This is a genomic window from Pseudomonas sp. GL_090 (assembly GCF_057837765.1).
Map to the genome: position 1 here is coordinate 332,489 of NZ_CM174452.1, position 24,409 is coordinate 356,897.

A 24,409-nucleotide genomic window follows, 5' to 3' on the forward strand; every position below is an offset into this window, starting at 1 on the left:
AGAAATGTTGAATGAACGACCCTCATCGCGAGCAGGCTCGCTCCTACAGTTGTTTTGGGGTGTCTGAAATGGCTTGTATGGACATGTCTATCGCCGACGCCCCCGAATTCACTCCGTCAGGGATATCACCTCGCGTGTTTCTGTTTGGCGCCCGCACGCCTATAATGGCTGCCTTTTTCGCCCAATGATTTTGCGGAGCTGGTGATGGCCGAACGTAAGGCGTCTGTCGAGCGCGACACTCTGGAAACCCAGATCAAAGCCTCGATCAACCTCGATGGCACCGGAAAGGCCCGATTCGATATCGGTGTTCCTTTTCTTGAGCACATGCTGGACCAGATCGCCCGTCACGGGTTGATCGACCTGGATATTGTCAGCAAGGGCGACCTGCATATCGATGACCACCACACGGTGGAAGACGTCGGTATCACCCTCGGCCAGGCGTTTGCCAAAGCCATCGGCGACAAGAAAGGCATCCGTCGCTACGGCCACGCCTACGTGCCGCTCGATGAAGCGCTGTCGCGCGTGGTGATCGACTTCTCCGGCCGTCCAGGCCTGCAGATGCACGTGCCGTACACCCGCGCCACCGTCGGCGGCTTCGACGTTGACCTGTTCCAGGAATTCTTCCAGGGCTTCGTCAACCATGCATTGGTAAGCCTGCACATCGACAATCTGCGTGGCACCAACACCCACCACCAGATCGAAACCGTGTTCAAGGCTTTCGGCCGCGCCCTGCGCATGGCCGTGGAGCTCGATGACCGCATGGCCGGGCAAATGCCATCGACCAAAGGCGTCCTGTAATGCAGACAGTCGCGGTTATCGATTACGGCATGGGCAACCTGCACTCGGTGGCCAAAGCCCTCGAACACGTGGGTGCAGGCAAGGTGCTGATCACCAGCGATGCCAACGTGATTCGCGAAGCCGACCGGGTGGTTTTCCCAGGTGTCGGCGCGATTCGCGATTGCATGGCGGAGATCCGTCGCCTCGGTTTCGATTCGCTGGTGCGTGAAGTCAGCCAGGACCGTCCGTTCCTTGGCATCTGCGTGGGCATGCAAGCCTTGCTCGATACCAGCGAAGAGAACGACGGTGTCGACTGCATCGGCCTGTTCCCGGGCGCGGTGAAGTTCTTCGGCAAGGATCTGGTCGAAGACGGCGAACACCTGAAAGTCCCGCACATGGGCTGGAACGAAGTGAAGCAGAAGGTCAGTCACCCGCTGTGGCACGACATTCCGGACATGGCGCGGTTCTACTTCGTGCACAGCTACTACATCGCTGCCGCCAACGCGCGGCAAGTGGTGGGTGGCGGTCACTACGGTGTCGATTTCGCCGCTGCGCTGGCCGAAGGCTCGCGTTTCGCCGTGCAGTTCCACCCGGAGAAAAGCCATACCCATGGCCTGCAATTGCTGCAGAACTTCGCTGCGTGGGACGGTCGCTGGTAAATGGCAACCAAGAAATCCAAGCCGCCGATTCTGACCCTCACTCCCGAGCAGGAGAGCGAGGCCAATCGCAAGATCAAGCGTTTCATGGAAGACCGCTTCGAGCTCGACCTCGGCTCGTTCGAGGCGGCGGAGATTCTTGAGCTGTTTACCCGTGAAATTGCTCCGCACTATTACAACAGGGCGATTTTCGATGTGCAGGCGCATCTCAAAGAGAGGTTCGAAAGCATCGAAAGCGACCTGTGGGCGCTCGAGAAAAACTGATTTCCGAGCCAAGCTGATCATTCAAATTTGAAGGTTTGCCAGATGCTGATTATTCCCGCTATCGATCTTAAAGACGGTGCCTGTGTTCGTCTGCGCCAGGGCCGTATGGAAGATTCCACGGTGTTCTCCGATGACCCGGTGAGCATGGCTGCCAAGTGGGTGGAGGGCGGTTGCCGCCGTCTGCATCTGGTCGACCTGAACGGCGCCTTCGAAGGCCAGCCAGTCAACGGCGAGGTGGTCACCGCCATCGCCAAGCGTTATCCGAACCTGCCGATCCAGATCGGCGGCGGTATCCGCTCCCTGGAAACCATCGAGCACTACGTGAAAGCGGGCGTGAGCTACGTGATCATCGGCACCAAGGCTGTGAAAGATCCGGCCTTCGTCGCCGAGGCCTGCCGCGCGTTCCCGGGCAAAATCATCGTGGGTCTGGATGCCAAGGACGGTTTTGTCGCCACTGACGGCTGGGCTGAAATCAGCACCATCCAGGTGATCGACCTGGCCAAGCAGTTTGAAGCCGACGGCGTGTCTTCGATCGTTTATACCGACATCGCCAAAGACGGCATGATGCAGGGCTGCAACGTACCGTTCACCGCCGCACTGGCTGCTGCCACGAAGATCCCGGTGATCGCTTCCGGCGGTATCCACAACCTGGGTGACATCAAGACCCTGCTCGACGCCAAGGCGCCAGGCATCATCGGTGCGATCACGGGCCGAGCGATCTACGAAGGCACCCTCGACGTCGCTCAAGCGCAAGCTTTCTGCGATTCGTACAAAGGCTGAGGACTGATCATGGCGCTGGCCAAACGCATCATCCCTTGCCTGGACGTGGACAACGGCCGGGTGGTCAAGGGTGTGAAATTCGAAAACATCCGCGACGCCGGTGACCCGGTGGAAATCGCCCGTCGCTACGACGAGCAGGGTGCCGACGAGATTACCTTTCTCGACATCACCGCCAGCGTCGACGGCCGCGACACCACGTTGCACACCGTCGAGCGCATGGCCAGCCAGGTGTTCATCCCGCTGACCGTGGGCGGTGGCGTGCGTACCGTGCAGGACATCCGCAACCTGCTCAATGCCGGTGCGGACAAGGTTTCGATCAACACCGCAGCAGTGTTCAACCCGGAGTTTGTCGGTGAAGCCGCGCAGCATTTCGGTTCGCAATGCATCGTGGTGGCCATCGACGCGAAGAAGGTTTCCGGGCCGGGCGAAACCCCGCGCTGGGAAATTTTCACCCATGGCGGTCGCAAGCCAACCGGCCTCGACGCCGTTGAGTGGGCGAAGAAAATGGAAGGCCTGGGTGCCGGCGAAATCCTGCTGACCAGCATGGACCAGGACGGCATGAAAAACGGTTTCGACCTGGGTGTCACCCGCGCGATCAGTGATGCGCTGGGCATTCCGGTGATCGCCTCCGGCGGTGTCGGCAACCTGCAACACCTGGCCGACGGCATTATCGAAGGCCACGCCAGCGCGGTACTGGCGGCGAGTATTTTCCACTTCGGCGAATACACGGTGCAGGAAGCCAAGGCCTATATGGCCCATCGCGCAATCGTGATGCGTTAAACAACAGGCCAGTGGACACCATGGCGTACCCAAGGCACTCTTGGGTACGCCATGGATTTCGGTAGCCAGACATGCTTAAACGCTTTCTTCTCGTCCTCGCCAGCGCATCTCTGTTGTTGATCAACGGAGCAAACGCTAAAGACAGCCCCGATACCGACCTGGTGTTGCTGACGGAGAACTTCCCGCCGTACAACATGGCGAAGAACGGCAAGAACTTCGCTCAGGACGAGAACATCAATGGCATTGCCGTGGACATCGTCCGCGAGATGTTCAAGCGCGCCGACATTACCTACAGCCTGACGCTGCGTTTCCCTTGGGAGCGGGTGTACAAACTTGCTCTGGAAAACCCCGGTTACGGTGCCTTTGTGATGGCGCGTCTGCCCGATCGTGAAAAACTCTTCAAATGGGTCGGCCCGATTGGCCCGGACGACTGGATCATGTTGGCCAGGGCCGATAGCAAGATCACTCTCGAAACTCTCAATGACGCGCGCAAATACAAGATCGGCGCCTACAAGGGCGATGCGATTGCCGAGACGCTGGCCAAGCAGGGGCTCAATCCTATTGTTGTGCTGCGTGATCAAGACAACGCGAAAAAACTGGTCAACGGCCAGATCGACCTGTGGGCCACCGGTGACCCGGCCGGGCGCTATCTGGCGCGCCAGGACGGGGTCAGCGGGTTGAAAACCGTATTGCGTTTCAACAGTGCTGAACTGTACCTGGCGCTGAACAAGGATGTGCCGGACGAGACGGTGGCCAAGCTCCAGGCGGCGCTGGACCAGATGCGCAAGGAAGGCCGGGTGGACGAGATCATGGCGCAGTATCTGTAGAGCCCTGCACATATCAATGTGGGAGCGAGCCTGCTCGCGAAAGCGGTTTTACAGTCGACATTTGCAGTGACTGTCATGACCCCATCGCGAGCAGGCTCGCACACAGTTGTTTGGTGGTGCCCGCGGATTAGCGGTACACCCCATCCTTCCCATGCGCAGCCGTCGCCCGGTTACCGCGCACACTGATCATTTGCTTGATATCGATCCACTCGATTCCCTGGGCTTTCAGCTTGGGCAGTTCGCGCTCCAGCACCGCAAGTGTCTGCGGATACGGGTGCCCGATCATCACCGCCGAGCCCTGTCTGTGCGCGAGGCTGATCGCGGTCTGCAACTGGGTCAGGATCGCCGCTTCAGTACGCTCATCGTCGAGAAACACATCCCGCGAAACGCTCGCCAAACCGATCTTCTGCGCTTGGGCAGCGGCCACGGTCTGGGCGCTGGTGCGGCTGTCGACGAAGAGTTTATGCCGGCGCTGCAAATCCGCCATCAACCACGCCATGGCGGCTGGCTGTGCGGTCATGCGGCTGCCCATGTGGTTGTTGATGCCGCTGGTGTACGGGACCCTTTTGAACGCGGCATCCAGGCGTTTTTCCAGCTCTTCGATGGGCAGCTCGGGGTGCCAGGCAAACGGTCCGGTGGCCGGGTCCATGGGCATGTGCAGGATGACGATCTTACCGGCGCGATGGGCTTCGCGGGCGAATTCGGTGGCGTGGGGCGTGTCGGGCATGATCGCTGTGGCCACAGGGCCAGGCAGGGCGAGCACGCGGCGATCCCGGGGCAGGTTCTGCCCCAGGTCATCGATGATCAGGCTCAGGTAGGCTTTGTGGGGCGTCGATCCGACGGGTTCTGCGTGAGCAACACCCGCCAGACAAAACAATAGACCGATCAGTAACCGTAGAAGCATCTCAACGGCCGGACGTGATGCTCAGCCCTTTGAGCAGGCTCAGGGCCTGGGCCAATTGGTAATCATCGTCCTGCGGCATCGGCTTGGCTTTGCCGCTGGAACCGGTCGGTTTGTCGGCGCCGCCATTGCCATTGCCCAGGTGACCCTGCAAGTCAGCTTCCTTGAAGTAATCGCTGTCTTGCTCGCTGGTGATCTTGGCCTTGCGTACTTCGATGTCCGGCACGATGCCCTGGGCCTGGATGGAGCGACCGTTCGGCGTGTAATACAGCGCCGTGGTGATCTTCAATGCGCGCTCGTTGTTCAGCGGCAGCACGGTTTGTACCGAACCTTTGCCGAAGCTGGTGGTGCCCATGACGACTGCGCGTTTCTGGTCCTGCAGGGCGCCGGCGACGATTTCCGAAGCCGAGGCACTGCCACCGTTGATCAATACGACCATCGGCACGGCTTCGCTTTCGTCCTTGCCGGTGGCAGAGAAACGCAGCTCGGAGTTGGCGATGCGGCCCTTGGTGTAAACGATCAGGCCCTTGGTGATGAAGTGGTCGACCACTTCCACCGCCGCCTGCAATACGCCGCCCGGGTTGTTGCGCAAGTCGAGAATGATGCCCTTGAGCTTCTTGCCGTTTTCCTTGCGCATTTTGGCCAGGGCCTTGGAGACTTCTTCGCCGGTCTTGACCTGGAACTGGGTGATGCGGATGTAGCCGTAGCCCGATTCCAGCAACTGGCTCTTCACGCTCTTCACTTGAATGACGGCGCGGGTCAGGGTCACGTCGAACGGCGTGCCACCGTCGCGGACCAGGGTCAGGGTGATTTTCTGGCCGATCTTGCCGCGCATCTTGTCCACGGCTTCGGTCATGCTCTGGCCGCGGGTCGGCTGGCCGTTGATCTTGACGATGAAGTCGCCGGCCTGAATGCCGGCCTTGGAGGCCGGAGTGTCGTCAATGGGCGACACCACCTTGATGAAGCCGTCTTCGGCACCGACTTCAATGCCCAGGCCGCCGAATTCACCGCTGGTGCTTTCCTGCAACTCGGCGAAATCTTCAGGGCCCAGGTAGGCCGAATGCGGATCGAGGTTGCTGAGCATGCCCTTGATGGCGTTTTCCAGCAGGGTCTTGTCGTCCACCGGTTCGACATAAGCGGCCTTGATCCGGTCCATCACCTCGGCAAAGGTGCGCAACTCATCCAGCGGCAATGGCGCCTTGGTGGTCGCGGCAGTGCCCGCAGGCGCAACCGCCGGCGCTGGTTGAGCGGCAAACGCCAGAGGCGCGCCGATCACCAGGGCGATTGTCAGGGCCAGCGAGGTAAGGCGGGACAAATGCAGCATGTCTAACAAACTCCTGAATTAGGTAACGCACTTATCCTTGCGCGCGGCACCATTGCGCCGGATCACTCGGGTGACCCTGCTGACGAATAGCAAAATACAGCGCTGGCGTGTCTTGCCCGCCACTGCTGCCGACAGTGGAGATGGACTCACCGGCTTTAACCACATCACCCGCAGACTTGAGCAGCGTCTGGTTGTGACCATAAAGACTCAAGAAACCGTTGCCGTGGTCGAGGATCACCAGCAACCCGGCGCCTCGCAGCCAGTCGGCAAACACTACGCGACCACCATGCACCGCATGCACGGTGCTGCCGGCAGACGCGCTGATCATCACGCCATCCCACTTGGTCCGGGCATCGTCGCCACGGCTTTCACCGTAGCGCGCCAGCAGTCGACCATCGACAGGCCAGGGAAGTTTGCCGCGGGTTGACGCAAACGGACCGCCAAAGGTCTCGCCGGAACTGGAAACCAGTGCGCCGGGTGACGATCTGACTGGCTTGCGTGGGGCGTCATCGCTGGCATCTGCCTGCGCCTGGGCCTCACGTAAACGCTTTTTTTCGGCTTCCTGCTGGGCAATCAGCGCTTTTTGCCGCGCTTCTTCTGCCTCACGAGCCTGGCGTGCCAGGGTTTCTTCAATGGTTTTAAGGACTTTAGACAGGTCTGCCTGATCCTGCTCGCGCGCCGCCAGTTTCTGATCGCGAGCCTTTACGTCGTCATTGAGCTTGGCCAGGACTTGCTGGCGCTCCTTGCGGACTTTCTCGAGCTCGTCACGCTGGGTGTCGAGGCTGCTTTGCTGCACCAGCAATTGCGCCTGCTGCATGGCGATGTCTTTCTCGACATTGGACAGTTGGCGCAGGGTTTCGTTGAAATTCTTCAACTGTTCCAGGCGAGCCTGGCTCAGGTAGTCGTAATAGGTGAGGGTACGGGCGAATCTTTCCGGATTCTGCTGGTTGAGCAGCAGCTTGAGGTATTCCTGGCGACCGTTCTGGTAGGCCGCCCGGGCCTGAATGGCGATCAGTCGTTGCTGTTCAATGCGCGCGCTCTGGAGTTTTTTTTTCTCCGCATCGAGTCGCTGCAGCTCGGCTTCGCTTTTCTTCAGCTCTTTTTGCAGGGCGTCGACCTGCTTTTCGAGCTTGCCCATTTCGGTTTCGGTGCCCTTGAGCTCTTTCTGTACACCGGACTTTTCTTCCTGCAACTTGCCCAGCAGCTTCTTCAGCTCGGCAATGTCCTGACGCGTGGCGTCCAACTGTTGTTGGGTATCTGCGCGCTCGTCAGCGAAAGCCGGTTGGAGCAGGCATGTCAGGGCTAGGGCAGTCAGGATGCGGAGCATAGGGGCGGGCGGCACCAGGGAAAGGGACGGCCTAGTATGCCCGCCATGGGCGGCAAAAAAAATGCCCATTTCTGACTGTGTGATAACTGGATCGAAAAACACCGCAAACCCACTGTAGGAGCGAGCCTGCTCGCGATGGCGTCCTAACATTCAATATCGATATTGACTGTCAGATTGCTATCGCGAGCAGGCTCGCTCCTACAGGGTTTTGTGGCGTTTTGGAGAACCAATCAGACCAGAATCGAAGTCCCGGTCATTTCCGCCGGTTGCTCAAGGCCCAGCAACTTGAGCATGGTTGGCGCCACGTCTGCCAGCACTCCGCCCTCGCGAACCTTCAGGTCGCGCTTGCCGACATAGATGAACGGTACCGGCTCGGTGGTGTGGGCGGTGTGTGCCTGGCCGGTGGTTTCATCGGACATTTGCTCGACGTTGCCATGGTCGGCGGTGATCAAGGCTTCGCCGCCGACCTTTTCCAGGGCATCGACGATGCGGCCCACGCACAGGTCCAGGCATTCGACGGCCTTGACCGCTGCTTCGAACACGCCGCTGTGACCGACCATGTCGCCGTTGGCGTAGTTGACCACGATCACGTCGTAACGCTGGTTTTCGATGGCGTCGACGATGCGGTCGGTGACTTCAGGTGCGCTCATTTCCGGCTGCAAGTCATAGGTGGCGACTTTCGGCGACGGAATCAGGATGCGCTCTTCGCCCGGGAACGGTTCTTCGCGGCCGCCGGAGAAGAAGAAGGTCACGTGGGCATATTTTTCGGTTTCGGCGATGCGCAGCTGAGTCTTGCCGTTTTTCGCCAGATAGTCGCCCAGCACGTTTTCCAGGCTGCCGGCCGCGAAAGCCGACGGCGCAGGGATGCTGGCGGCGTATTGGGTCAGCATGACGAAACCGGCCAGTTTCGGCTGGCGGGCACGCTCGAACTCACTGAAATTGTCTTCGACGAACACGCGGGTCAGCTCGCGGGCACGGTCGGCGCGGAAGTTCATGAACACCACGGCATCGCCGTCTTCGACTTTTACCGGCTCGCCGATGGAGGTGGCTTTGACGAATTCGTCGCTCTCGCCACGTTCGTAGGCCGCTTGCAGGCCTTCCTGAGCGGTGGCGGCGTTGAATTCGCCCTGGCCATCGACAATCAGGTTGTAGGCCTGGGACACGCGGTCCCAGCGGTTGTCGCGGTCCATGGCGTAGTAGCGGCCAATGATGCTGGCGATCCGGCCTTTGCCCAGGGCCTGGAAGGTCGCGTCGAGCAGTTCGATCGACGACTGCGCGCTTTTCGGCGGAGTGTCGCGACCGTCGAGGAAGGCGTGCAGGTAGATGTTTTGTGCGCCGCGCTTGAAGGCCAGTTCGGCCATGGCGACCAGGTGATCCTGGTGGCTATGCACGCCGCCATCGGACAGCAGGCCCATGAAGTGCACGGCTTTGCCGGCGGCGACGGCCTTGTCCACGGCGGCGCAGATGGTCGGGTTCTCGAAGAACTCGCCGTCGCGGATCGATTTGGTCACGCGAGTGAAGTCCTGATACACCACGCGGCCGGCGCCCAGGTTCATGTGGCCGACTTCGGAGTTGCCCATCTGGCCATCCGGCAGGCCGACGTCCATGCCGCTGCCCGAGATCAGGCCGTTCGGCACGGTGGCCCACAGACGATCCAGTACAGGCTTGTTCGCCGCGAAAATGGCGTTGGATTCGGGATTGTCGCTGTGACCGAAGCCGTCGAGAATCATCAGGACCAAAGGTTTAGGCGTGGTAGTCATGGAATCCGCTCTGGCTTAAGTAAAAAGGGGCGATGGAAAAGGGAGTCGCAGTTTAAAGCGAAGTTCCGGCCGCGTCACCGCCGGACGGGGTTTGGCCCACCATAGTGGCTGTGTATACTGGCCGACATTTTAACGCCCTGGAACCTCCTTCGATGGTTGCTAACCTGATTCAATTTGCCACTAACCACTACATTCTCGTCGGTATCTTCGTCGTACTGCTGGCGTTGCTGATTGCCTATCAAATGCAGGGCGGCGGCCGTAGCCTGAGCACCGGCGAACTGACCGGGCTGGTCAACAAGGACGCAGGCGTGGTGATCGACATTCGTCCAGCCAAGGATTTCGCCGCCGGTCACATTGTCGGCGCGTTGAACATTCCCCAGGACAAACTGACCGCCCGCGTTGGCGAGCTGGAAAAGCACAAGGCCAAGACCATCATCCTGGTCGACGCCATGGGCCAGACCGCCGGCACCCACGCCCGCGAATTGATGAAGTCCGGCTTCACCGCCGCCAAGCTGTCCGGCGGTATCTCCAGCTGGAAAGCCGACAATCTGCCGCTGGTGAAGTGATATGAGTAGCGTCGTCGTCTATTCCAGCGATTACTGCCCTTACTGCTCGCGAGCCAAGTACCTGCTCGAGAACAAAGGCGTGGCCTTCGAAGAGATCAAGGTCGATGGCAAGCCGCAGGTGCGCGCTGCGATGGCCCAGAAAGCCGGGCGTACGTCCGTGCCGCAAATCTGGATCGGCAGCACCCACGTGGGCGGTTGTGATGATCTGTTCGCCCTGGAGCGCGCCGGCAAGCTCGACGCGTTGCTCAGGGCCTGACGGCAATACCCCAAACAAGCAAACCTAAAAGAACCCTGGATCAAGAAGGATCTGCGATGACTGACCAACAGAACACTGCTGCGAACGAAGAAGAAACTGCACCGCAATTCTCCTTGCAGCGCATTTATGTGCGTGACCTGTCCTTCGAAGCTCCAAAAAGCCCGGCGATCTTCCGCCAGCAGTGGGAGCCGAGCGTCGGTCTGGATCTGAACACCCGTCAGAAGACGCTGGAAGCCGACTTCCACGAAGTCGTGCTGACCCTGTCGGTTACCGTGAAAAACGGTGACGAAGTGGCGTTCATCGCTGAAGTGCAACAGGCCGGGATCTTCCTGATCAAGAACCTGGATGACGCTTCGATGAGCCACACCCTGGGTGCGTTCTGCCCGAACATCCTGTTCCCGTACGCTCGCGAAACCCTGGACAGCCTGGTGACCCGCGGTTCGTTCCCGGCACTGATGCTGGCTCCGGTGAACTTCGATGCACTGTACGCTCAAGAGCTGCAACGCATGCAGGCTGCTGGCGAGACTCCGACCGTTCAGTAAACGGTTTCAATCGCCACAGTAATTCAATGTGGGAGCGAGCCTGCTCGCGAAGAGGGCGTATCAGATGACATCAATGTCGCCTGGCACACCGCTTTCGCGAGCAGGCTCGCTCCCACATTTGCTTTGCGGTGTTACTTGAAGTCGTTCTGACGCCAGGCTTCGTAAACGGCCACCGCCACGGTATTGGACAGGTTCAGGCTGCGGCAGCCCTCGCGCATCGGCAGACGCAGGCGTTGTTCGCTGGGCAGGGCGTCCAGTACGTCGGCGGGCAAACCACGGCTTTCCGGGCCGAACAGGAATGCGTCGCCCGGGACGAAGCTGGCATCGTGGAACGGCCGCGAGCCCTTGGTGGTGAAGGCGAACAGTCGTGGATGGCCGAGGCTCTCCAGGCAGCTGGCGAGGTCCGCGTGGCGTTGCAGGGTGGCATACTCATGGTAATCGAGGCCGGCCCGGCGCAGGCGCTTGTCGTCCATCTCGAAGCCCAGCGGTTCGATCAAATGCAGGTGGCAGCCACTGTTGGCGCACAGCCTGATAACGTTGCCGGTATTCGGCGGAATTTCTGGTTGGAAAAGGATGACGTGAAACATGCACGGCTCCGAAGGCAAAGATGACGCGCATTCTACGCCGCCAGAAGGCGTGCGTTCGAAACTATTCCTGCGGGTAATGGGCTCGCTGGCGATTGTCGGGGTCATGGTCGGGATGATGATCGGTCGCCTGACCACGCCGGACCCCAGTCAGTTGCAGCAAGTGGAAGTGACGAATGACGGGCTGGTGGTGTGGTTCAACAATGAGCCCAAGACCCACGGCGAGATGGTTGATGGCAGTGTCGCGCTGCTGTTTGACGCCGAGGGCAAGGCGCAGAAAGGCCAACTCAAGTTCGGCGGCAAGGACGTGAACTGGCGGGTACGTTTGAGCGATGGGGGGGTGTTGCTGACGCTGGTGGCGGCCAGACCCCTGCAGGGTGAATGGTCCGGTAGCGAGGTCGAAGACCGCTGGCGGCTGGAGATCCATCTCCGGGAGCAATAAAAGAGGGGAATCCCCGGCCTGCCTGTACCAAGGTCCCCAAAACGGGAGGCTCGTCGCGAATGCGGTTTGAGCCTGGTGTAAAGAAGGAACCCCTGACCTGCCTGTATCAAGGGCCCCAAAACGGCTGGGCTCGTCGCGGTTGCGGTGTGAGCCCGATGTAAAGAGGGGAATCCCCGGCCTGCCTGTACCAAGGTCCCCGAAAGGGTTGGTGAATCGAATCACCTGTAAGAGGTACTGCAGGGGGCGTGCCAGGTTTTCATCTGTTGAAACAAAAAAGCGGATCAGAAACGCGAAAGCCCCGTAAACCGGGGCTTTCGTGTTTTTAAAGACTTGGATTTTTGACGTTTTCAGGCGGGATTTTGAAAGGCAGGATGTGCCCGATCACGGGTCATCGTGCATTGATGCGGTGCATGCTGGCCCTAAAAGCATCGCGAGCAGGCTTACTCCTACAGTTGGAATGCGTTCCCCTGTAGGAGTGAGCCTGCTCGCGATTGGATGTAACTGTCAGCGAAGATCGGAAGACCGATTAACCCTCATCCCCCTCATCATCATCCCCGCCATCAACCTTCATGCCCAATTCCTTGATCTTGCGGGTCAGGGTATTACGCCCCCAGCCCAGCAAGACGGCGGCATCGCGGCGGCGACCGGCGGTGTGCTTGAGGGCAGTCTCGATCATGATTCGCTCGAAGGCCGGCACGGCGCTGTCGAGCAGGCTCGATTGACCACGGGCCAGGGCCTGGTCAGCCCACTGGCGCAGGGCCTGTTCCCAGTTGGTGACCGGTGCCGAGTCCTGCGGCAGGCTCAACAACTCCGGCGGCAGGTCGCCGATGTGCACTTCGCGACCCGAAGCCATCACCGTGATCCAGCGGCAGGTGTTCTCCAACTGACGCACGTTGCCCGGCCACGGCAAGTTCTTCAGGTATTCCTCGGTTTCGCTTTTCAGCAGCTTCGGCTCGACTGCCAGCTCCTGGGCGGCGCGGCCGAGGAAGTGCTTGGCCAGGGTCGGGATGTCTTCGCGGCGATCCGACAGACGCGGGATATGGATGCGGATCACGTTGAGGCGATGGAACAAGTCCTCTCGGAATTTCCCGGCGTGCACCAGGGTTTCCAGATTCTGGTGAGTCGCGGCGATGATGCGCACATCGACCTTCACCGGCACATGACCGCCGACGCGGTAGAACTCGCCATCGGCCAGTACCCGTAGCAGGCGAGTCTGGGTGTCGGCGGGCATGTCACCGATTTCGTCGAGGAACAGCGTACCGCCATCAGCTTGCTCGAAACGCCCGCGACGCAGGTTGGCGGCGCCCGTGAACGCGCCTTTCTCGTGGCCGAACAGTTCGGATTCCATCAGGTCTTTGGGGATCGCCGCCATGTTCAGCGCAATGAACGGCGAAGCGGCACGCGGGCTGTGACGATGCAGCGCGTGGGCCACCAGTTCTTTACCGGTACCCGATTCACCGTTGATCAGCACGGTGATGTTGGAATGGCTCAAGCGCCCGATGGCGCGAAACACTTCCTGCATCGCCGGCGCTTCGCCGATGATTTCCGGGGTGCGGGTCAGGGTCGGGGCAACTTCCAGGCCCTGTTGTTCCTGGGCGTGCTGGTTGGCGCGCTTGACCAGGGAAACCGCCTCGTCGACATCGAACGGCTTGGGCAAGTATTCGAAGGCGCCGCCCTGATAGGACGCGACAGCGCTGTCCAGATCGGAGTGCGCGGTCATGATGATCACTGGCAGCCGTGGGTGCTGTTCGCGAATCCGCGCCAGAAGCTCCAGGTCGCTGGCACCCGGCATGCGGATGTCGGAGATGATCACGTCCGGCTGCTGGCGCGCCAGACGGCTCATCACGCCATCGGCGCTGTCGAAGCTTTGCGTGGTCATGCCTTCCTGTTGCAAGGCTTTTTCCAGGACCCAACGGATAGAACGGTCGTCATCGACGATCCACACGGTTTCACTACGGCTCATGTCGATGTGGCTCCTTGTTCCAGTGGCAGAAAGATCGAGAAGGTGGTGTGGCCGGGGTGGCTGTCACATTCGATCAGGCCCTGGTGCTGGCTGATGATGTTCTGGGTAATGGCCAGGCCCAGCCCGGTACCGTCCGGACGACCGCTGACCATGGGGAAGAAAATGGTTTCCTGAAGCTCTGCCGGGATGCCCGGACCGTTATCGATGATCTCGATCTTGGTCACCAGGCGATGACGCACATGACCGATGGTGAACTGGCGCATGGCGCGGGTGCGCAGGCTGATGCGGCCCAGGCGCAGTTCATTCTGGCTGCTGATGGCCTGCATGGCGTTGCGCACGATGTTCAGCACGGCCTGAATCATTTGTTCGCGATCGATCAGGACGTCGGGGATGCTTGGATCGTAGTCGCGCACCAAGGTGATGCAGCCCTGGCTTTCGGCCTCCACCAGATGGCAGACACGCTCCAGCACTTCGTGGATGTTGCACATGGCCAGCGACGGCAGCTTGTTGGAGCCGAGCATGCGGTCCACCAGATTACGCAGGCGGTCGGCTTCTTCGATGATGACGTTGGTGTAGTCGCGCAGGCTTTCTTCCGGCAGTTCCCGGGCCAGCAATTGTGCCGCGCCGCGAATCCCGCCCAAGGGGTTCTTGATTTCATGGGCAAGGCCGCGCACCAGCATCTTGCTGGTTTCCTGTTTCGACAGCTGTGCTTCTTCCTTGGTGATCCGCAGCAGGCGGTCACGGGGGTGGACTTCGAGCAGCAGCATCGTATCGCCATTGCTCAGAATCGGCGTTACCGCGTAGTCGACGGTCAGGGTCTGGCCGGTGAGGGCGGTGAGCATGGCTTCGCGCTTGGTGAACGGATGCGCCTGTTCGACGGCCTGGCGCAACGAGTTCAGTGCCTCGGTCGATTCGGTGAACAACTCACTGATGAACTGCCCATGGCTGCGCTGACCGCTGATTGCCAGCAGCATCTCCGCCGCCGGGTTCATGTACTCGAGGCGCAGTTCGGCGTCGAGCAGGATCGTGGCAGTGGTGAGGTTGTCGAGTAGCAAACGGTGGAGCGCGTCGCTAATGGTCATCGGGACCTCTTTTAGGGCAGAGCATGCGCAAAAAAAGCGCTGGTACGGGCAAAATGCAAAAACCAAACCAAGGCTCCGAAAAGAAGCGCTCGAGGCCTGAAACAGGCGTTTGACGCTCGTTTGCGTGGCGTTCTGCCAGCTTTCGCGGGTACTTTCGAACCAAAATGGGTTGGAATGTGAGTACGGTGCAAGCAATCGCACCAATATAGTGCGCAAACCTGAACAAGGTTAAAAAGTCTTGGGCATGCCGGCAGGCACTCGGCAGTCAGGTCTTCAGCGCGTGTGCACTCGTTGCACGGTGAGGGTCGTGGTGGGGCTCTGCTGGACAACGTTTTCGCCATCGACTACTTGCACGGCGAGGCTGTGTTCGCCGCGATCGATGTTCACCAGTTGCAGGGTCGGCACGTTGCCTGGCTCGCCGTACGGCTGACCGTCCAGCAGCAGGCGCAGCAGGTGAGGGGCTTGCAGGCGCGGCTTGATCAGTACGGTTACGGTGAACGTGCCGTTGTTGGCGCGCAGGGCTTCGTTGGCAGGCAGGCCGGTCAGCTCCAGCACTTCATAGGTCTTGAGGGGTTGTTCACTATGGGCGGCCCGCGCAGCAGGCGCGGGTTCGCCCGGAGGCTGGCGCTCGATGCTGTTGAGGGGCGGCAAGTGGACCGGTTGGGCGCTGACACCGTCAGGCGGTTGATTGCTGTACGCGGTGGCGCCGTTGGCGTCCGTGTACTTGTAGATCTGCGCCAGGGCGGGCAGAGCGATCAGCAGCAGGATGAAAAGAAAACCACGACCCATAAAAACAACCGGAAACGAAAGCGTAGGGTTGCAGCATAGGTCAGGGTTGGTGGTTATCCCAAGTCGCTGAACATCCTGACAATAAAAAAGGCCTCCCGAAGGAGGCCTCTTTTTGTCACGCCGCGTGTCGCGACGCTACCGGATCAGCAGCTGTAGTACAGCTCGTATTCCAGTGGGTGTACGAAGGTACGTACCTTGATTTCTTCTTCGCTTTTAAGGGCGATGTAAGCGTCGATGAAGTCGTCGCTGAAAACGCCGCCTTTGGTCAGGAACGCACGACCTTTGTCCAGCTCTTCCAGGGCTTCTTTCAGGCTGCCGCAAACTTGTGGGATCTCTTTGGCCTCTTCAGGCGGCAGGTCGTACAGGTTTTTGTCAGCGGCATCGCCAGGGTGGATCTTGTTCTGGATGCCGTCCAGGCCGGCCATCAGCAGTGCGGCGAAGCACAGGTACGGGTTGGCAGCCGGATCCGGGAAACGTGCTTCAATACGGCGGGCTTTCGGGCTCGACACGTAAGGAATACGGATCGAAGCGGAGCGGTTGCGAGCCGAGTAGGCCAGCATCACTGGGGCTTCGAAGCCTGGAACCAGACGCTTGTAGGAGTTGGTCGCCGGGTTGGTGAAGCCGTTCAGGGCCTTACCGTGCTTGATGATGCCGCCGATGAAGTACAGGGCGGTGTCGGACAGGCCGGCATAGCCTTCGCCAGCGAAGGTGTTCTTGCCATCTTTCCAGATGGACATGTGTACGTGCATACCCGAGCCGTTGTCGCCGTACAGAGGCTTAGGCATGAAGGTCGCGGTGCGACCGTAGGCATCGGCTACGTTGTGCACGACGTACTTCAGGGTTTGGGTTTCGTCGGCTTTTTTCACCAGGGTGTTGAACTTGACGCCGATTTCGTTCTGGCCGGCAGTTGCCACTTCGTGGTGGTGAACTTCGACGGTCAGGCCCATTTCTTCCAGTGCGTTGCACATGGAGGTACGGATTTCGTGGTCGTGGTCGAACGGCGGAACCGGGAAGTAGCCGCCTTTGACGCCTGGACGGTGGCCTTTGTTGCCGCCTTCGATGTCCTGGTCGGACATCCACGAACCTTGTTCAGAGTAGATCTTGAACATGGAACCGGAAATGTCGGACTTGAACTTCACCTGGTCGAAGATGAAGAACTCTGGCTCTGGACCGGCGTATACGGTGTCGCCGATAGCGGTGGCTTTCAGGTGCTCTTCGGCGCGCTTGGCGATCGCACGTGGGTCGCGGTCGTAGCCTTGCATGCTCGAAGGTTCGATGATGTCGCAGACCAGGATCAGGGTCGGCTCTTCGGTGAACGGATCCAGGACGGCGGTGGAGTCGTCCGGCATCAGGATCATGTCGGAGGCTTCGATGCCTTTCCAGCCAGCGATGGAGGAACCGTCGAACATTTTGCCGACTTCGAAGAAGTCGTCATCCAGCGCATCGCGAGCCGGCATGGTCACGTGGTGCTGAGTGCCTTTGGTGTCCGTGAAGCGCAGATCAATCCACTTGACGTCATGATCTTTGATGAGTTGAACCGACTTCGACATAGTGTCCTCCGGGTGGCTTCGGGCTAGTAATGGATGCCCTTAAATGTGGGTGATGCCGGCGCGAATACTCTGCCAAGGCAACCTGCCTCACAAGGGAGCAAATTGCATGCCAGTGCCCCAGCATGGGTTTTTTGCCCCAAAAACACGCTTGCGAAGGCATATTGCGCTTTAAAGCAGAAAATCTCGCCCTGTAATGTGGCGTCAGATTCAATAAATGACCTGTTTTGGTGCGCGCAAAACCTTCTGCACATTAACTGGTTAAACCTTGAGCAATTTCCGCTATAATCCGCGCCCCCCTTTTTCGGCAGGCCATGCGCGCGCTGTTTCCATGAAATTAATCGTAAAAGTCTTCCCCGAGATCACCATCAAGAGTCGACCTGTCCGGACGAAATTTATCCGCCAGTTGGCCAAAAACATCCGCGCCGTGCTCCGCGATCTGGACCCGGCCGTGGTGGTGAACGGCGTGTGGGACAATCTCGAGCTGGAAACCCGCGTTACCGACCCGAAAGCCTTGAAAGAGATGGGTGAGCGTCTGACCTGCATGCCGGGCATCGCGCACTTTCTGCAGATCGACGAGTACCCGCTGGGCGACTTCGACGACATCACCGAAAAGTGCAGGCAGCACTACGGCGATGCGCTGGCCGGCAAGATCTTTTCGGTGCGTTGCAAACGCGCCGGCAAGCACCCGTTCAGCTCGATCGATATCGAAAAATATGTCGGCAGCAAGCTGCGACGTGAGTGCGGCGCCGCCGGGATCGACCTGAAAAAGCCTGAAGTCGAAGTCCGGATCGAAGTTCGCGACCAACGGTTGTTCGTGATCCACAGCCAGCACAACGGCATCGGCGGATATCCGCTGGGTGCCCTGGAGCAGACTCTGGTGCTGATGTCCGGTGGCTTCGACTCCACCGTGGCGGCCTACCAGATCATGCGCCGCGGGCTGATGGTGCATTTCTGCTTCTTCAATCTGGGCGGACGTGCCCACGAGCTGGGTGTCATGGAAGTCGCGCATTTCATCTGGAAGAAGTACGGCAGCTCCCAACGCGTGCTATTTGTCAGTGTGCCATTCGAAGAAGTGCTGGGCGAAATTCTCGGCAAAGTCGATAACAGTCATATGGGCGTAGTATTGAAGCGTATGATGTTGCGCGCTTCGTCCCAAATTGCCGATCGACTGCACATCGACGCACTGGTCACCGGTGAGGCGATCTCCCAGGTGTCGAGCCAGACGCTGCCGAACCTGTCAGTGATCGACTGTGTGACCGACAAGCTTGTCCTGCGCCCACTGATCGTCGCGCACAAGCAGGACATCATCGACACGGCCAACGAAATCGGCACCGCCGATTTTGCCCGGCACATGCCGGAATACTGCGGCGTCATCTCGGTCAATCCGAAGACCGCGGCCAAGCGCCATCGCGTCGAGCATGAAGAGAAAGAATTCGATATGGCGGTACTCGAGCGTGCGCTCGAAAACGCCAAACTGGTGCCGATCGATCGCGTGATCGATGAACTGGGCCAGGATTTGCAGATTGAAGAAGTCAGCGAAGCGCTGGCCGGTCAGATCGTCATCGACATCCGCCACCCGGATGCCGCTGAAGACGACCCGCTGGAACTCGCTGGCATCGAGGTACAAACGATGCCGTTTTATGCAGTGAACGCTCGTTTCAAGGAACTGGACCCTACTCGCCAGTACCTGCTGTATTGCGACAAAGGCGTGATGAGTCGCCTGCATGCCCACCATTTGCTCAGTGAGGGGCATGCCAATGTGCGCGTTTATCGACCGAGCTAAGTGCCCGGGGCTGTTTGCCTGTGGCCTGCGTCACCGGCCCCCCGATGCCACCGTCAAGCTGTAACGGCTTTCACGGACGCTACTGTTAATCGCTGCCAAGACTTGTCAGCACACCGAATCCTCTGATCGAGATACACAAGTGATCGAAAATCTACGCAACATCGCCATCATTGCCCACGTTGACCATGGTAAGACCACCCTGGTAGACAAACTCCTGCGTCAATCCGGCACCCTGGAGCGCAACGAGCTCAACGACGAGCGCGTGATGGACTCCAACGACCAGGAAAAAGAGCGCGGTATTACCATTCTGGCGAAAAACACCGCCATCAACTGGAACGGCTACCACATCAACATCGTGGACACCCCGGGCCACGCCGACTTCGGCGGCGAAGTTGAACGCGTAATGTCGATGGTCGACTCCGTTCTGCTGCTGGTTGACGCTCAAGACGGCCCTATGCCGCAAACCCGTTTCGTGACCAAGAAGGCTTTCGAAGCCGGCCTGCGTCCGATCGTGTGCATCAACAAGGTTGACCGTCCAGGCGCGCGTCCGGACTGGGTTCTGGACCAGATCTTCGACCTGTTCGACAACCTGGGTGCCACCGAAGAACAGCTGGACTTCAAAGTCGTCTACGCCTCGGCCCTGAACGGTATTGCCGGTCTGGACCACAACGAGATGGCTGAAGACATGACCCCGCTGTACCAGTCGATCGTCGACAACGTACCGGCGCCGGCTGTTGACCGTGAAGGTCCGTTCCAGATGCAGATCTCCGCACTGGACTACAACAGCTTCCTGGGTGTTATCGGTGTTGGCCGTATCGCTCGTGGTCGCGTCAAGCCGAACACCCCGGTTGTCGCTATCGGCGCCGACGGCAAGAAGCGTAACGGTCGTATCCTGAAGCTGATGGGTCACCACGGTCTGCACCGTGTAGACGTTGAAGAAGCTGCCGCAGGCGACATCGTGTGCATCAGCGGTATGGACTCGCTGTTCATCTCCGACACCCTGTGCCACCCGGACACCGTTGAAGCGATGAAGCCGTTGACCGTCGACGAGCCAACCGTTTCCATGACCTTCCAGGTAAACGACTCGCCATTCTGCGGTAAAGAAGGCAAGTTTGTGACTTCCCGTAACATCAAGGAACGTCTGGACAAAGAGCTGCTGTACAACGTTGCACTGCGCGTTGAAGAAGGCGACTCGGCTGACAAGTTCAAGGTTTCCGGCCGTGGCGAACTGCACCTCTCGGTACTGATCGAAACCATGCGTCGCGAAGGCTTCGAAATGGCTGTAGGCCGTCCGGAAGTGATCATCCGTCTGGTTGACGGCGTGAAGCACGAACCATTCGAAAACGTCACCATCGACACCCCTGAAGAATCCCAGGGCAAGGTGATGGAAGAGATGGGCCTGCGTAAGGGCGACCTGACCAACATGGTGCCGGATGGCAAGGGCCGTGTACGTCTGGAATACAACATCCCTGCTCGTGGTCTGATCGGTTTCCGTAACCAGTTCCTGACCCTGACCAACGGTGCTGGCATCCTGACCTCGATCTTCGACCGTTACGACGTGATGAAGTCCGGCGACATGTCCGGCCGTCAGAACGGCGTTCTGGTTTCGGTTGAAACCGGCAAGGCACTGACCTACTCCCTGGAAACCCTGCAGGCGCGTGGCAAGTTGTTCGTAGAACACGGTCAGGAAATCTACAACGGTCAGATCGTGGGTCTGAACAGCCGTGACAACGACCTGGGCGTCAACCCTACCAAGGGCAAGAAGCTCGACAACATGCGTGCTTCGGGTAAAGACGAAACCATCGCCCTGGTTCCACCTGTTCGCTTCACCCTGGAGCAGGCTCTGGAATTCATTCAGGACGACGAGCTGTGTGAAGTGACTCCTAAGTCCATCCGTCTTCGCAAGAAGATCCTGGACGAAAGCGAGCGTACCCGCGCTGCCAAGAAAGCCAAGGCATAAGATTTAGCCCGGCTTAACGAAAACGCCCCCGGTCGAAAGGCCGGGGGCGTTTTTGTTTGTCTGGGATTTGTGCAGTGTTTGTTCGGGCCCCATCGCTAGCAGGCTAGCTCCCACACTTGACCTGTGATCGACACAAATCCCCTGTGGGAGCTAGCCTGCTGGCGATGGCGGCCAATCAGCCACAGAAGATTTCAGGATGGATCAGAACCGCTCAATCGCCCGCGAACTCCGCTCGCGCTCCACTTCCTTGGGCTTGTATGCGCAATACCCCGGCCGCGGGCCGATTTTCGGGTGATTGCGGCAGGTATCCGGGCGCTTTTCATAAATAGTGCACAGACGGCTCTTACGATCCAGGTAGTAGCAATCGTTGTTGCTCATGCGCTGGAGGGTGAAGATTCCTGACTTCTGGTTGAAGCGTTCAACCAAGCCTTCTTTTTGCAAGCGCTTGGCGATGTTCTTCGGCGGATCACCCAGCTCGAATTCATCGACCACGCCGATGCGGACCAGATCCTTGATCTTGACCTCGACGGGCAGGGTGCAGCAGCTGGACATGCATGAGCCGCACATCGGGGCAGAGTACTTGGCCCAGGTATCGAGGCGGTCGATCTCTGCGGCAGCGATCAGGTTCGGCTTCATCATCGGTTGTTACCAGCGTGTGCATCAGGGCGCGCGATCATACCGGGACTGGTGGATTTTTGAACAACCTTTCGCCAGTTTTTTTCACAGACAGCGCAAACAACCGGAAAATAGGCACGAGCCCTGCATTGATTCAGGAACAAGACAACGCAATGTCGATCCAGCTTGCATTCAAAGGAAAAACTGCCGAACCAGAGCCTCTACCGTCTGTCAGACCGACTAGGCTCAGACAACTCCAAGCTCGCTCGAGGTCCTATCGATGACTCAAGAACCACTTGTTCGCGAAGCAGAGGTGGCCGCATTCCGCGACGCCGTCTTGACCAAACTCACTTATGCAGTGGGTAAAGACCCGGATCACGCCTTCGACCATGACTGGTTCGAAGCCATTGCCCTGGCCGCGCGGGATCACATGGTCGAGCACTGGATGGACCACACGCGGCAGATCTACCGCAAAGGTCAAAAGCGCGTCTATTACCTCTCCCTGGAATTCCTCATCGGCCGGCTGCTCTACGACAGCCTGAGCAACCTCGGCCTGCTCGACGTGGCCCGCGAAGCCCTGACCGAACTCGGCGTCGACCTTGAGCGCATCCGCCTGCTGGAACCCGATGCGGCCCTGGGCAACGGCGGCCTCGGACGTCTGGCGGCGTGTTTCATGGAAAGCATGTCGACCCTCGGCATCGCCGGTCATGGCTACGGTATTCGTTACGAGCACGGCTTGTTCCGCCAGGCCATCGTCGACGGCTGGCAACAGGAGCAGACCGAACACTGGCTGGATTTCGGCAACCCCTGGGAGTTCGAACGCCCGGAGGTGGTTTACCCGATCGGTTTCGGCGGCAGTGTCGAGACAGTGACCGATGAAAACGGCAAGTCCAGGCAAGTCTGGCACCCGGTGGAAACCGTACGGGCCATTGCGTATGACACGCCGGTGGTCGGTTGGCGCGGGGCAAGCGTCAACACGCTGCGTTTGTGGCGCGCCCGGGCCATGGAAGAACTGCATCTGGAGCGTTTCAACGCTGGCGACCATCTGGGCGCCGTGGCCGAAGTGGCCCGGGCCGAAAGTATCTCCAGAGTGTTGTACCCGGCGGACAGCACCGAGGCCGGCCAGGAATTGCGCCTGCGCCAGGAGTATTTCTTCGTCGCCGCCTCGTTGCAGGATCTGCTGCGCCGCCATCGCAACATGCACACCTCGGTACTGACCCTGGGCGACCACGCGGCGATTCAGCTCAACGACACCCACCCTTCGATTGCCGTGGCTGAACTGATGCGGCAACTGGTCGACGTGTACGACGTGGCATGGGACGCGGCGTGGCAGGTCACCGTCGATACGTTGTCCTACACCAACCATACGTTGCTGCCGGAAGCGCTGGAAACCTGGCCAGTTGGCCTGATGGAGCGCATGCTGCCACGGCACATGCAGATCATTTACCTGATCAACGCCCAGCACATCGACTCCCTGCGGGCCAAAGGCATTCACGACTTCGACGTGCTGCGCGCGGTGTCGCTGATCGAGGAAGACAACGGACGCCGGGTGCGCATGGGCAACCTGGCGTTTCTCGGTTCCCACAGCATCAACGGTGTGTCCGGGCTGCACACGCAACTGATGCGTCAAACGGTGTTCTCCGAATTGCACAAGCTCTACCCGGAGCGGATCAACAACAAAACCAACGGCATCACCTTCCGCCGCTGGCTGTATCAGGCCAACCCCGAGCTGACCTCGATGCTGGTCGATGCCCTCGGGCCCGAAGTGCTGGATAACCCGGAACAGCGTTTGCTCGCCCTCGAGCCGTTCGCCGAGAAAAGTGCATTCCGCAAGGCGTTTGCCGAGCAACGCCTGCACAGCAAGAAAGCCCTGGCGTACCTGATTCATGAGCGGTTGGGCGTGGCGGTCAACCCGGCGGCGATGTTCGATGTGCAGGTCAAGCGGATCCACGAATACAAACGCCAGTTGCTCAACCTGATGCACACCGTGGCGTTGTACCAGGCGATTCGCGCGGAACCTGAAATCGATTGGGTGCCACGGGTGAAAATCTTCGCCGGCAAGGCGGCCGCGAGTTATCACCAGGCCAAACTGATCATTAAGCTGACCAACGACATCGCCCGGGTGGTGAATAACGACCCGACCGTGCGCGGCTTGCTCAAAGTGGTGTTCCTGCCCAACTACAACGTCAGCCTGGCGGAGAGCATCATTCCGGCGGCGGATTTGTCCGAGCAGATCTCCACCGCCGGGTTCGAAGCGTCAGGCACCAGCAACATGAAATTCGGCCTGAACGGCGCGCTGACCATCGGCACCCTGGACGGGGCCAACGTGGAAATGTGCGACCTCATCGGTGCCGAGCACATGTTCATCTTCGGCCTCAGCGCGCAGCAGGTGGAAGCGCGCAAGCAGAACCATGAGTTCAGCGCGGTGCCGGATATTGCCGCGTCCCATCGTCTGAACGATGTGCTGCAAGCGATTCGTGGCGGGGTGTTCTCGCCGGATGATCCGTCCCGTTACACCGGGTTGATCGATTCGCTGGTGGACTACGACCGCTTCCTGGTCTGCGCCGACTTCGATTCCTACTGGCACGCCCAGATGCGCGTCGAAGCCCATTGGCACGATTCGAAGGAGTGGTGGCGCTCGGCGGTGTTGAGTACGGCGCGGATGGGATGGTTCTCGTCGGACCGGACCATTCGCGAGTACGCAACGGAAATCTGGAAGGCACTGGAGTAGTTTTCAGCCAGAACTGCGAGCAAGGCCCGGTTGTTGCCGGGCCGGATCGATATACTAGGCGCCGGATTGCCGAGCGGCAGGGTTTGTGGTGTTTTCACACTAGACTGATCAGACACTGTACCGCTTGGACTTGCCCCACGATGGGGCCGC

At 59.5% G+C, this 24,409-nt stretch carries 23 protein-coding genes; 13 read left to right on the forward strand and 10 right to left on the reverse strand.

Annotated features, from left to right (window positions below; genetic code table 11):
• Positions 1-204 precede the first annotated feature (204 nt).
• The 6 genes from hisB (at position 205) to AC3ITA_RS01520 (ending at position 4,084) form a co-directional block, all read left to right on the forward strand.
• Positions 205-798: an imidazoleglycerol-phosphate dehydratase HisB gene (gene hisB, locus AC3ITA_RS01495; protein WP_003218037.1), complete on the forward strand. Its 594-nt coding sequence runs from the start codon at positions 205-207 to the stop codon at positions 796-798.
• Positions 798-1,436, forward strand: coding sequence for an imidazole glycerol phosphate synthase subunit HisH (gene hisH, locus AC3ITA_RS01500; RefSeq protein WP_008047713.1), 639 nt, complete (start codon positions 798-800; stop codon positions 1,434-1,436). Before hisB ends, hisH begins: the two co-directional genes overlap by 1 nt.
• Entirely contained in the window at positions 1,437-1,697 is a 261-nt protein-coding gene (locus AC3ITA_RS01505; RefSeq protein ID WP_095942301.1) for a DUF2164 domain-containing protein, read from the forward strand.
• 42 nt (positions 1,698-1,739) lie between these two features.
• Positions 1,740-2,477: a 1-(5-phosphoribosyl)-5-[(5-phosphoribosylamino)methylideneamino]imidazole-4-carboxamide isomerase gene (gene hisA / locus AC3ITA_RS01510; RefSeq protein WP_095942302.1), complete on the forward strand. Its 738-nt coding sequence runs from the start codon at positions 1,740-1,742 to the stop codon at positions 2,475-2,477.
• A 9-nt stretch (positions 2,478-2,486) separates the two neighbouring features.
• Positions 2,487-3,257 carry an imidazole glycerol phosphate synthase subunit HisF gene (gene hisF, locus AC3ITA_RS01515; protein WP_095058287.1) on the forward strand — a complete coding sequence of 257 codons (771 nt, stop codon included), beginning with the start codon at positions 2,487-2,489 and terminating at the stop codon, positions 3,255-3,257.
• A 71-nt stretch (positions 3,258-3,328) separates the two neighbouring features.
• On the forward strand, positions 3,329-4,084 hold the full coding sequence (locus AC3ITA_RS01520) for a substrate-binding periplasmic protein (protein WP_095942303.1): 756 nt from the start codon (positions 3,329-3,331) through the stop codon (positions 4,082-4,084).
• A 127-nt stretch (positions 4,085-4,211) separates the two neighbouring features.
• Here the strand turns inward: AC3ITA_RS01520 and AC3ITA_RS01525 are convergent, their stop codons facing one another.
• The 4 genes from AC3ITA_RS01525 to gpmI all read right to left on the reverse strand — a co-directional run bounded on the left by AC3ITA_RS01525 (position 4,212) and on the right by gpmI (position 9,396).
• Positions 4,212-4,988: a divergent polysaccharide deacetylase family protein gene (locus tag AC3ITA_RS01525; protein WP_489279224.1), complete on the reverse strand. Its 777-nt coding sequence runs from the start codon at positions 4,986-4,988 to the stop codon at positions 4,212-4,214.
• 1 nt (position 4,989) lies between these two features.
• The gene (locus AC3ITA_RS01530) at positions 4,990-6,309 is read right to left on the reverse strand and encodes a S41 family peptidase (protein ID WP_095942305.1); all 1,320 of its coding nucleotides are present in this window, start codon (positions 6,307-6,309) and stop codon (positions 4,990-4,992) included.
• A gap of 31 nt (positions 6,310-6,340) precedes the next feature.
• Entirely contained in the window at positions 6,341-7,636 is a 1,296-nt protein-coding gene (locus AC3ITA_RS01535; protein ID WP_095942306.1) for a murein hydrolase activator EnvC family protein, read from the reverse strand.
• A 230-nt stretch (positions 7,637-7,866) separates the two neighbouring features.
• Positions 7,867-9,396 (reverse strand): 2,3-bisphosphoglycerate-independent phosphoglycerate mutase, encoded by a 1,530-nt coding sequence (gene gpmI / locus AC3ITA_RS01540; protein WP_489279225.1) that lies wholly within the window; start codon positions 9,394-9,396, stop codon positions 7,867-7,869.
• A gap of 152 nt (positions 9,397-9,548) precedes the next feature.
• Between gpmI and AC3ITA_RS01545 the strand changes: the two genes are divergently transcribed.
• From AC3ITA_RS01545 to secB, 3 genes are read left to right on the forward strand one after another with little or no spacing between them, the layout of a single operon-like run.
• On the forward strand, positions 9,549-9,962 hold the full coding sequence (locus tag AC3ITA_RS01545) for a rhodanese-like domain-containing protein (protein ID WP_095942308.1): 414 nt from the start codon (positions 9,549-9,551) through the stop codon (positions 9,960-9,962).
• Position 9,963: 1 nt separating this feature from the next.
• Positions 9,964-10,218, forward strand: coding sequence for a glutaredoxin 3 (gene grxC, locus AC3ITA_RS01550; protein ID WP_008047737.1), 255 nt, complete (start codon positions 9,964-9,966; stop codon positions 10,216-10,218).
• 56 nt (positions 10,219-10,274) lie between these two features.
• A complete protein-coding gene (gene secB, locus AC3ITA_RS01555) occupies positions 10,275-10,760 on the forward strand; it encodes a protein-export chaperone SecB (protein ID WP_008047739.1) in 486 nt (161 codons plus the stop codon).
• Positions 10,761-10,891: 131 nt separating this feature from the next.
• On the opposite strand, the gene trmL is transcribed toward secB, so the two are convergent.
• Entirely contained in the window at positions 10,892-11,347 is a 456-nt protein-coding gene (gene trmL / locus AC3ITA_RS01560) for a tRNA (uridine(34)/cytosine(34)/5-carboxymethylaminomethyluridine(34)-2'-O)-methyltransferase TrmL (RefSeq protein WP_095942309.1), read from the reverse strand.
• Between trmL and AC3ITA_RS01565 the strand changes: the two genes are divergently transcribed.
• On the forward strand, positions 11,346-11,786 hold the full coding sequence (locus tag AC3ITA_RS01565; protein WP_150672315.1) for a hypothetical protein: 441 nt from the start codon (positions 11,346-11,348) through the stop codon (positions 11,784-11,786). The genes trmL and AC3ITA_RS01565 overlap by 2 nt on opposite strands.
• A 526-nt stretch (positions 11,787-12,312) precedes the next feature.
• On the opposite strand, the gene ntrC is transcribed toward AC3ITA_RS01565, so the two are convergent.
• From ntrC to glnA, 4 genes are all read right to left on the reverse strand, one after another.
• Positions 12,313-13,749, reverse strand: coding sequence for a nitrogen regulation protein NR(I) (ntrC, locus tag AC3ITA_RS01570; protein ID WP_489279227.1), 1,437 nt, complete (start codon positions 13,747-13,749; stop codon positions 12,313-12,315).
• Positions 13,746-14,831 (reverse strand): nitrogen regulation protein NR(II), encoded by a 1,086-nt coding sequence (glnL, locus tag AC3ITA_RS01575; RefSeq protein ID WP_056725787.1) that lies wholly within the window; start codon positions 14,829-14,831, stop codon positions 13,746-13,748. The genes ntrC and glnL overlap by 4 nt, the downstream gene beginning before the upstream one ends.
• A 273-nt stretch (positions 14,832-15,104) precedes the next feature.
• Positions 15,105-15,620 (reverse strand): DUF4124 domain-containing protein, encoded by a 516-nt coding sequence (locus AC3ITA_RS01580; RefSeq protein ID WP_095942311.1) that lies wholly within the window; start codon positions 15,618-15,620, stop codon positions 15,105-15,107.
• Between the two features lie 143 nt (positions 15,621-15,763).
• Entirely contained in the window at positions 15,764-17,170 is a 1,407-nt protein-coding gene (glnA, locus tag AC3ITA_RS01585; RefSeq protein ID WP_008002929.1) for a type I glutamate--ammonia ligase, read from the reverse strand.
• A 328-nt stretch (positions 17,171-17,498) separates the two neighbouring features.
• On the opposite strand from glnA, the gene thiI reads away from it, so the two are divergent.
• Both thiI and typA read left to right on the forward strand, forming a co-directional pair.
• On the forward strand, positions 17,499-18,953 hold the full coding sequence (gene thiI / locus AC3ITA_RS01590; protein WP_489279228.1) for a tRNA uracil 4-sulfurtransferase ThiI: 1,455 nt from the start codon (positions 17,499-17,501) through the stop codon (positions 18,951-18,953).
• A 139-nt stretch (positions 18,954-19,092) separates the two neighbouring features.
• Positions 19,093-20,913: a translational GTPase TypA gene (gene typA / locus AC3ITA_RS01595; RefSeq protein WP_095942314.1), complete on the forward strand. Its 1,821-nt coding sequence runs from the start codon at positions 19,093-19,095 to the stop codon at positions 20,911-20,913.
• Between the two features lie 201 nt (positions 20,914-21,114).
• Here the strand turns inward: typA and AC3ITA_RS01600 are convergent, their stop codons facing one another.
• Positions 21,115-21,552, reverse strand: coding sequence for a YkgJ family cysteine cluster protein (locus AC3ITA_RS01600; RefSeq protein ID WP_095942315.1), 438 nt, complete (start codon positions 21,550-21,552; stop codon positions 21,115-21,117).
• Between the two features lie 256 nt (positions 21,553-21,808).
• Here AC3ITA_RS01600 and AC3ITA_RS01605 point away from each other — a divergent pair, with 256 nt between their 5' ends.
• Positions 21,809-24,259, forward strand: a complete 2,451-nt coding sequence (locus AC3ITA_RS01605) for a glycogen/starch/alpha-glucan phosphorylase (protein ID WP_095942316.1) — start codon at positions 21,809-21,811, stop codon at positions 24,257-24,259.
• The last annotated feature ends 150 nt before the right edge of the window (positions 24,260-24,409 follow it).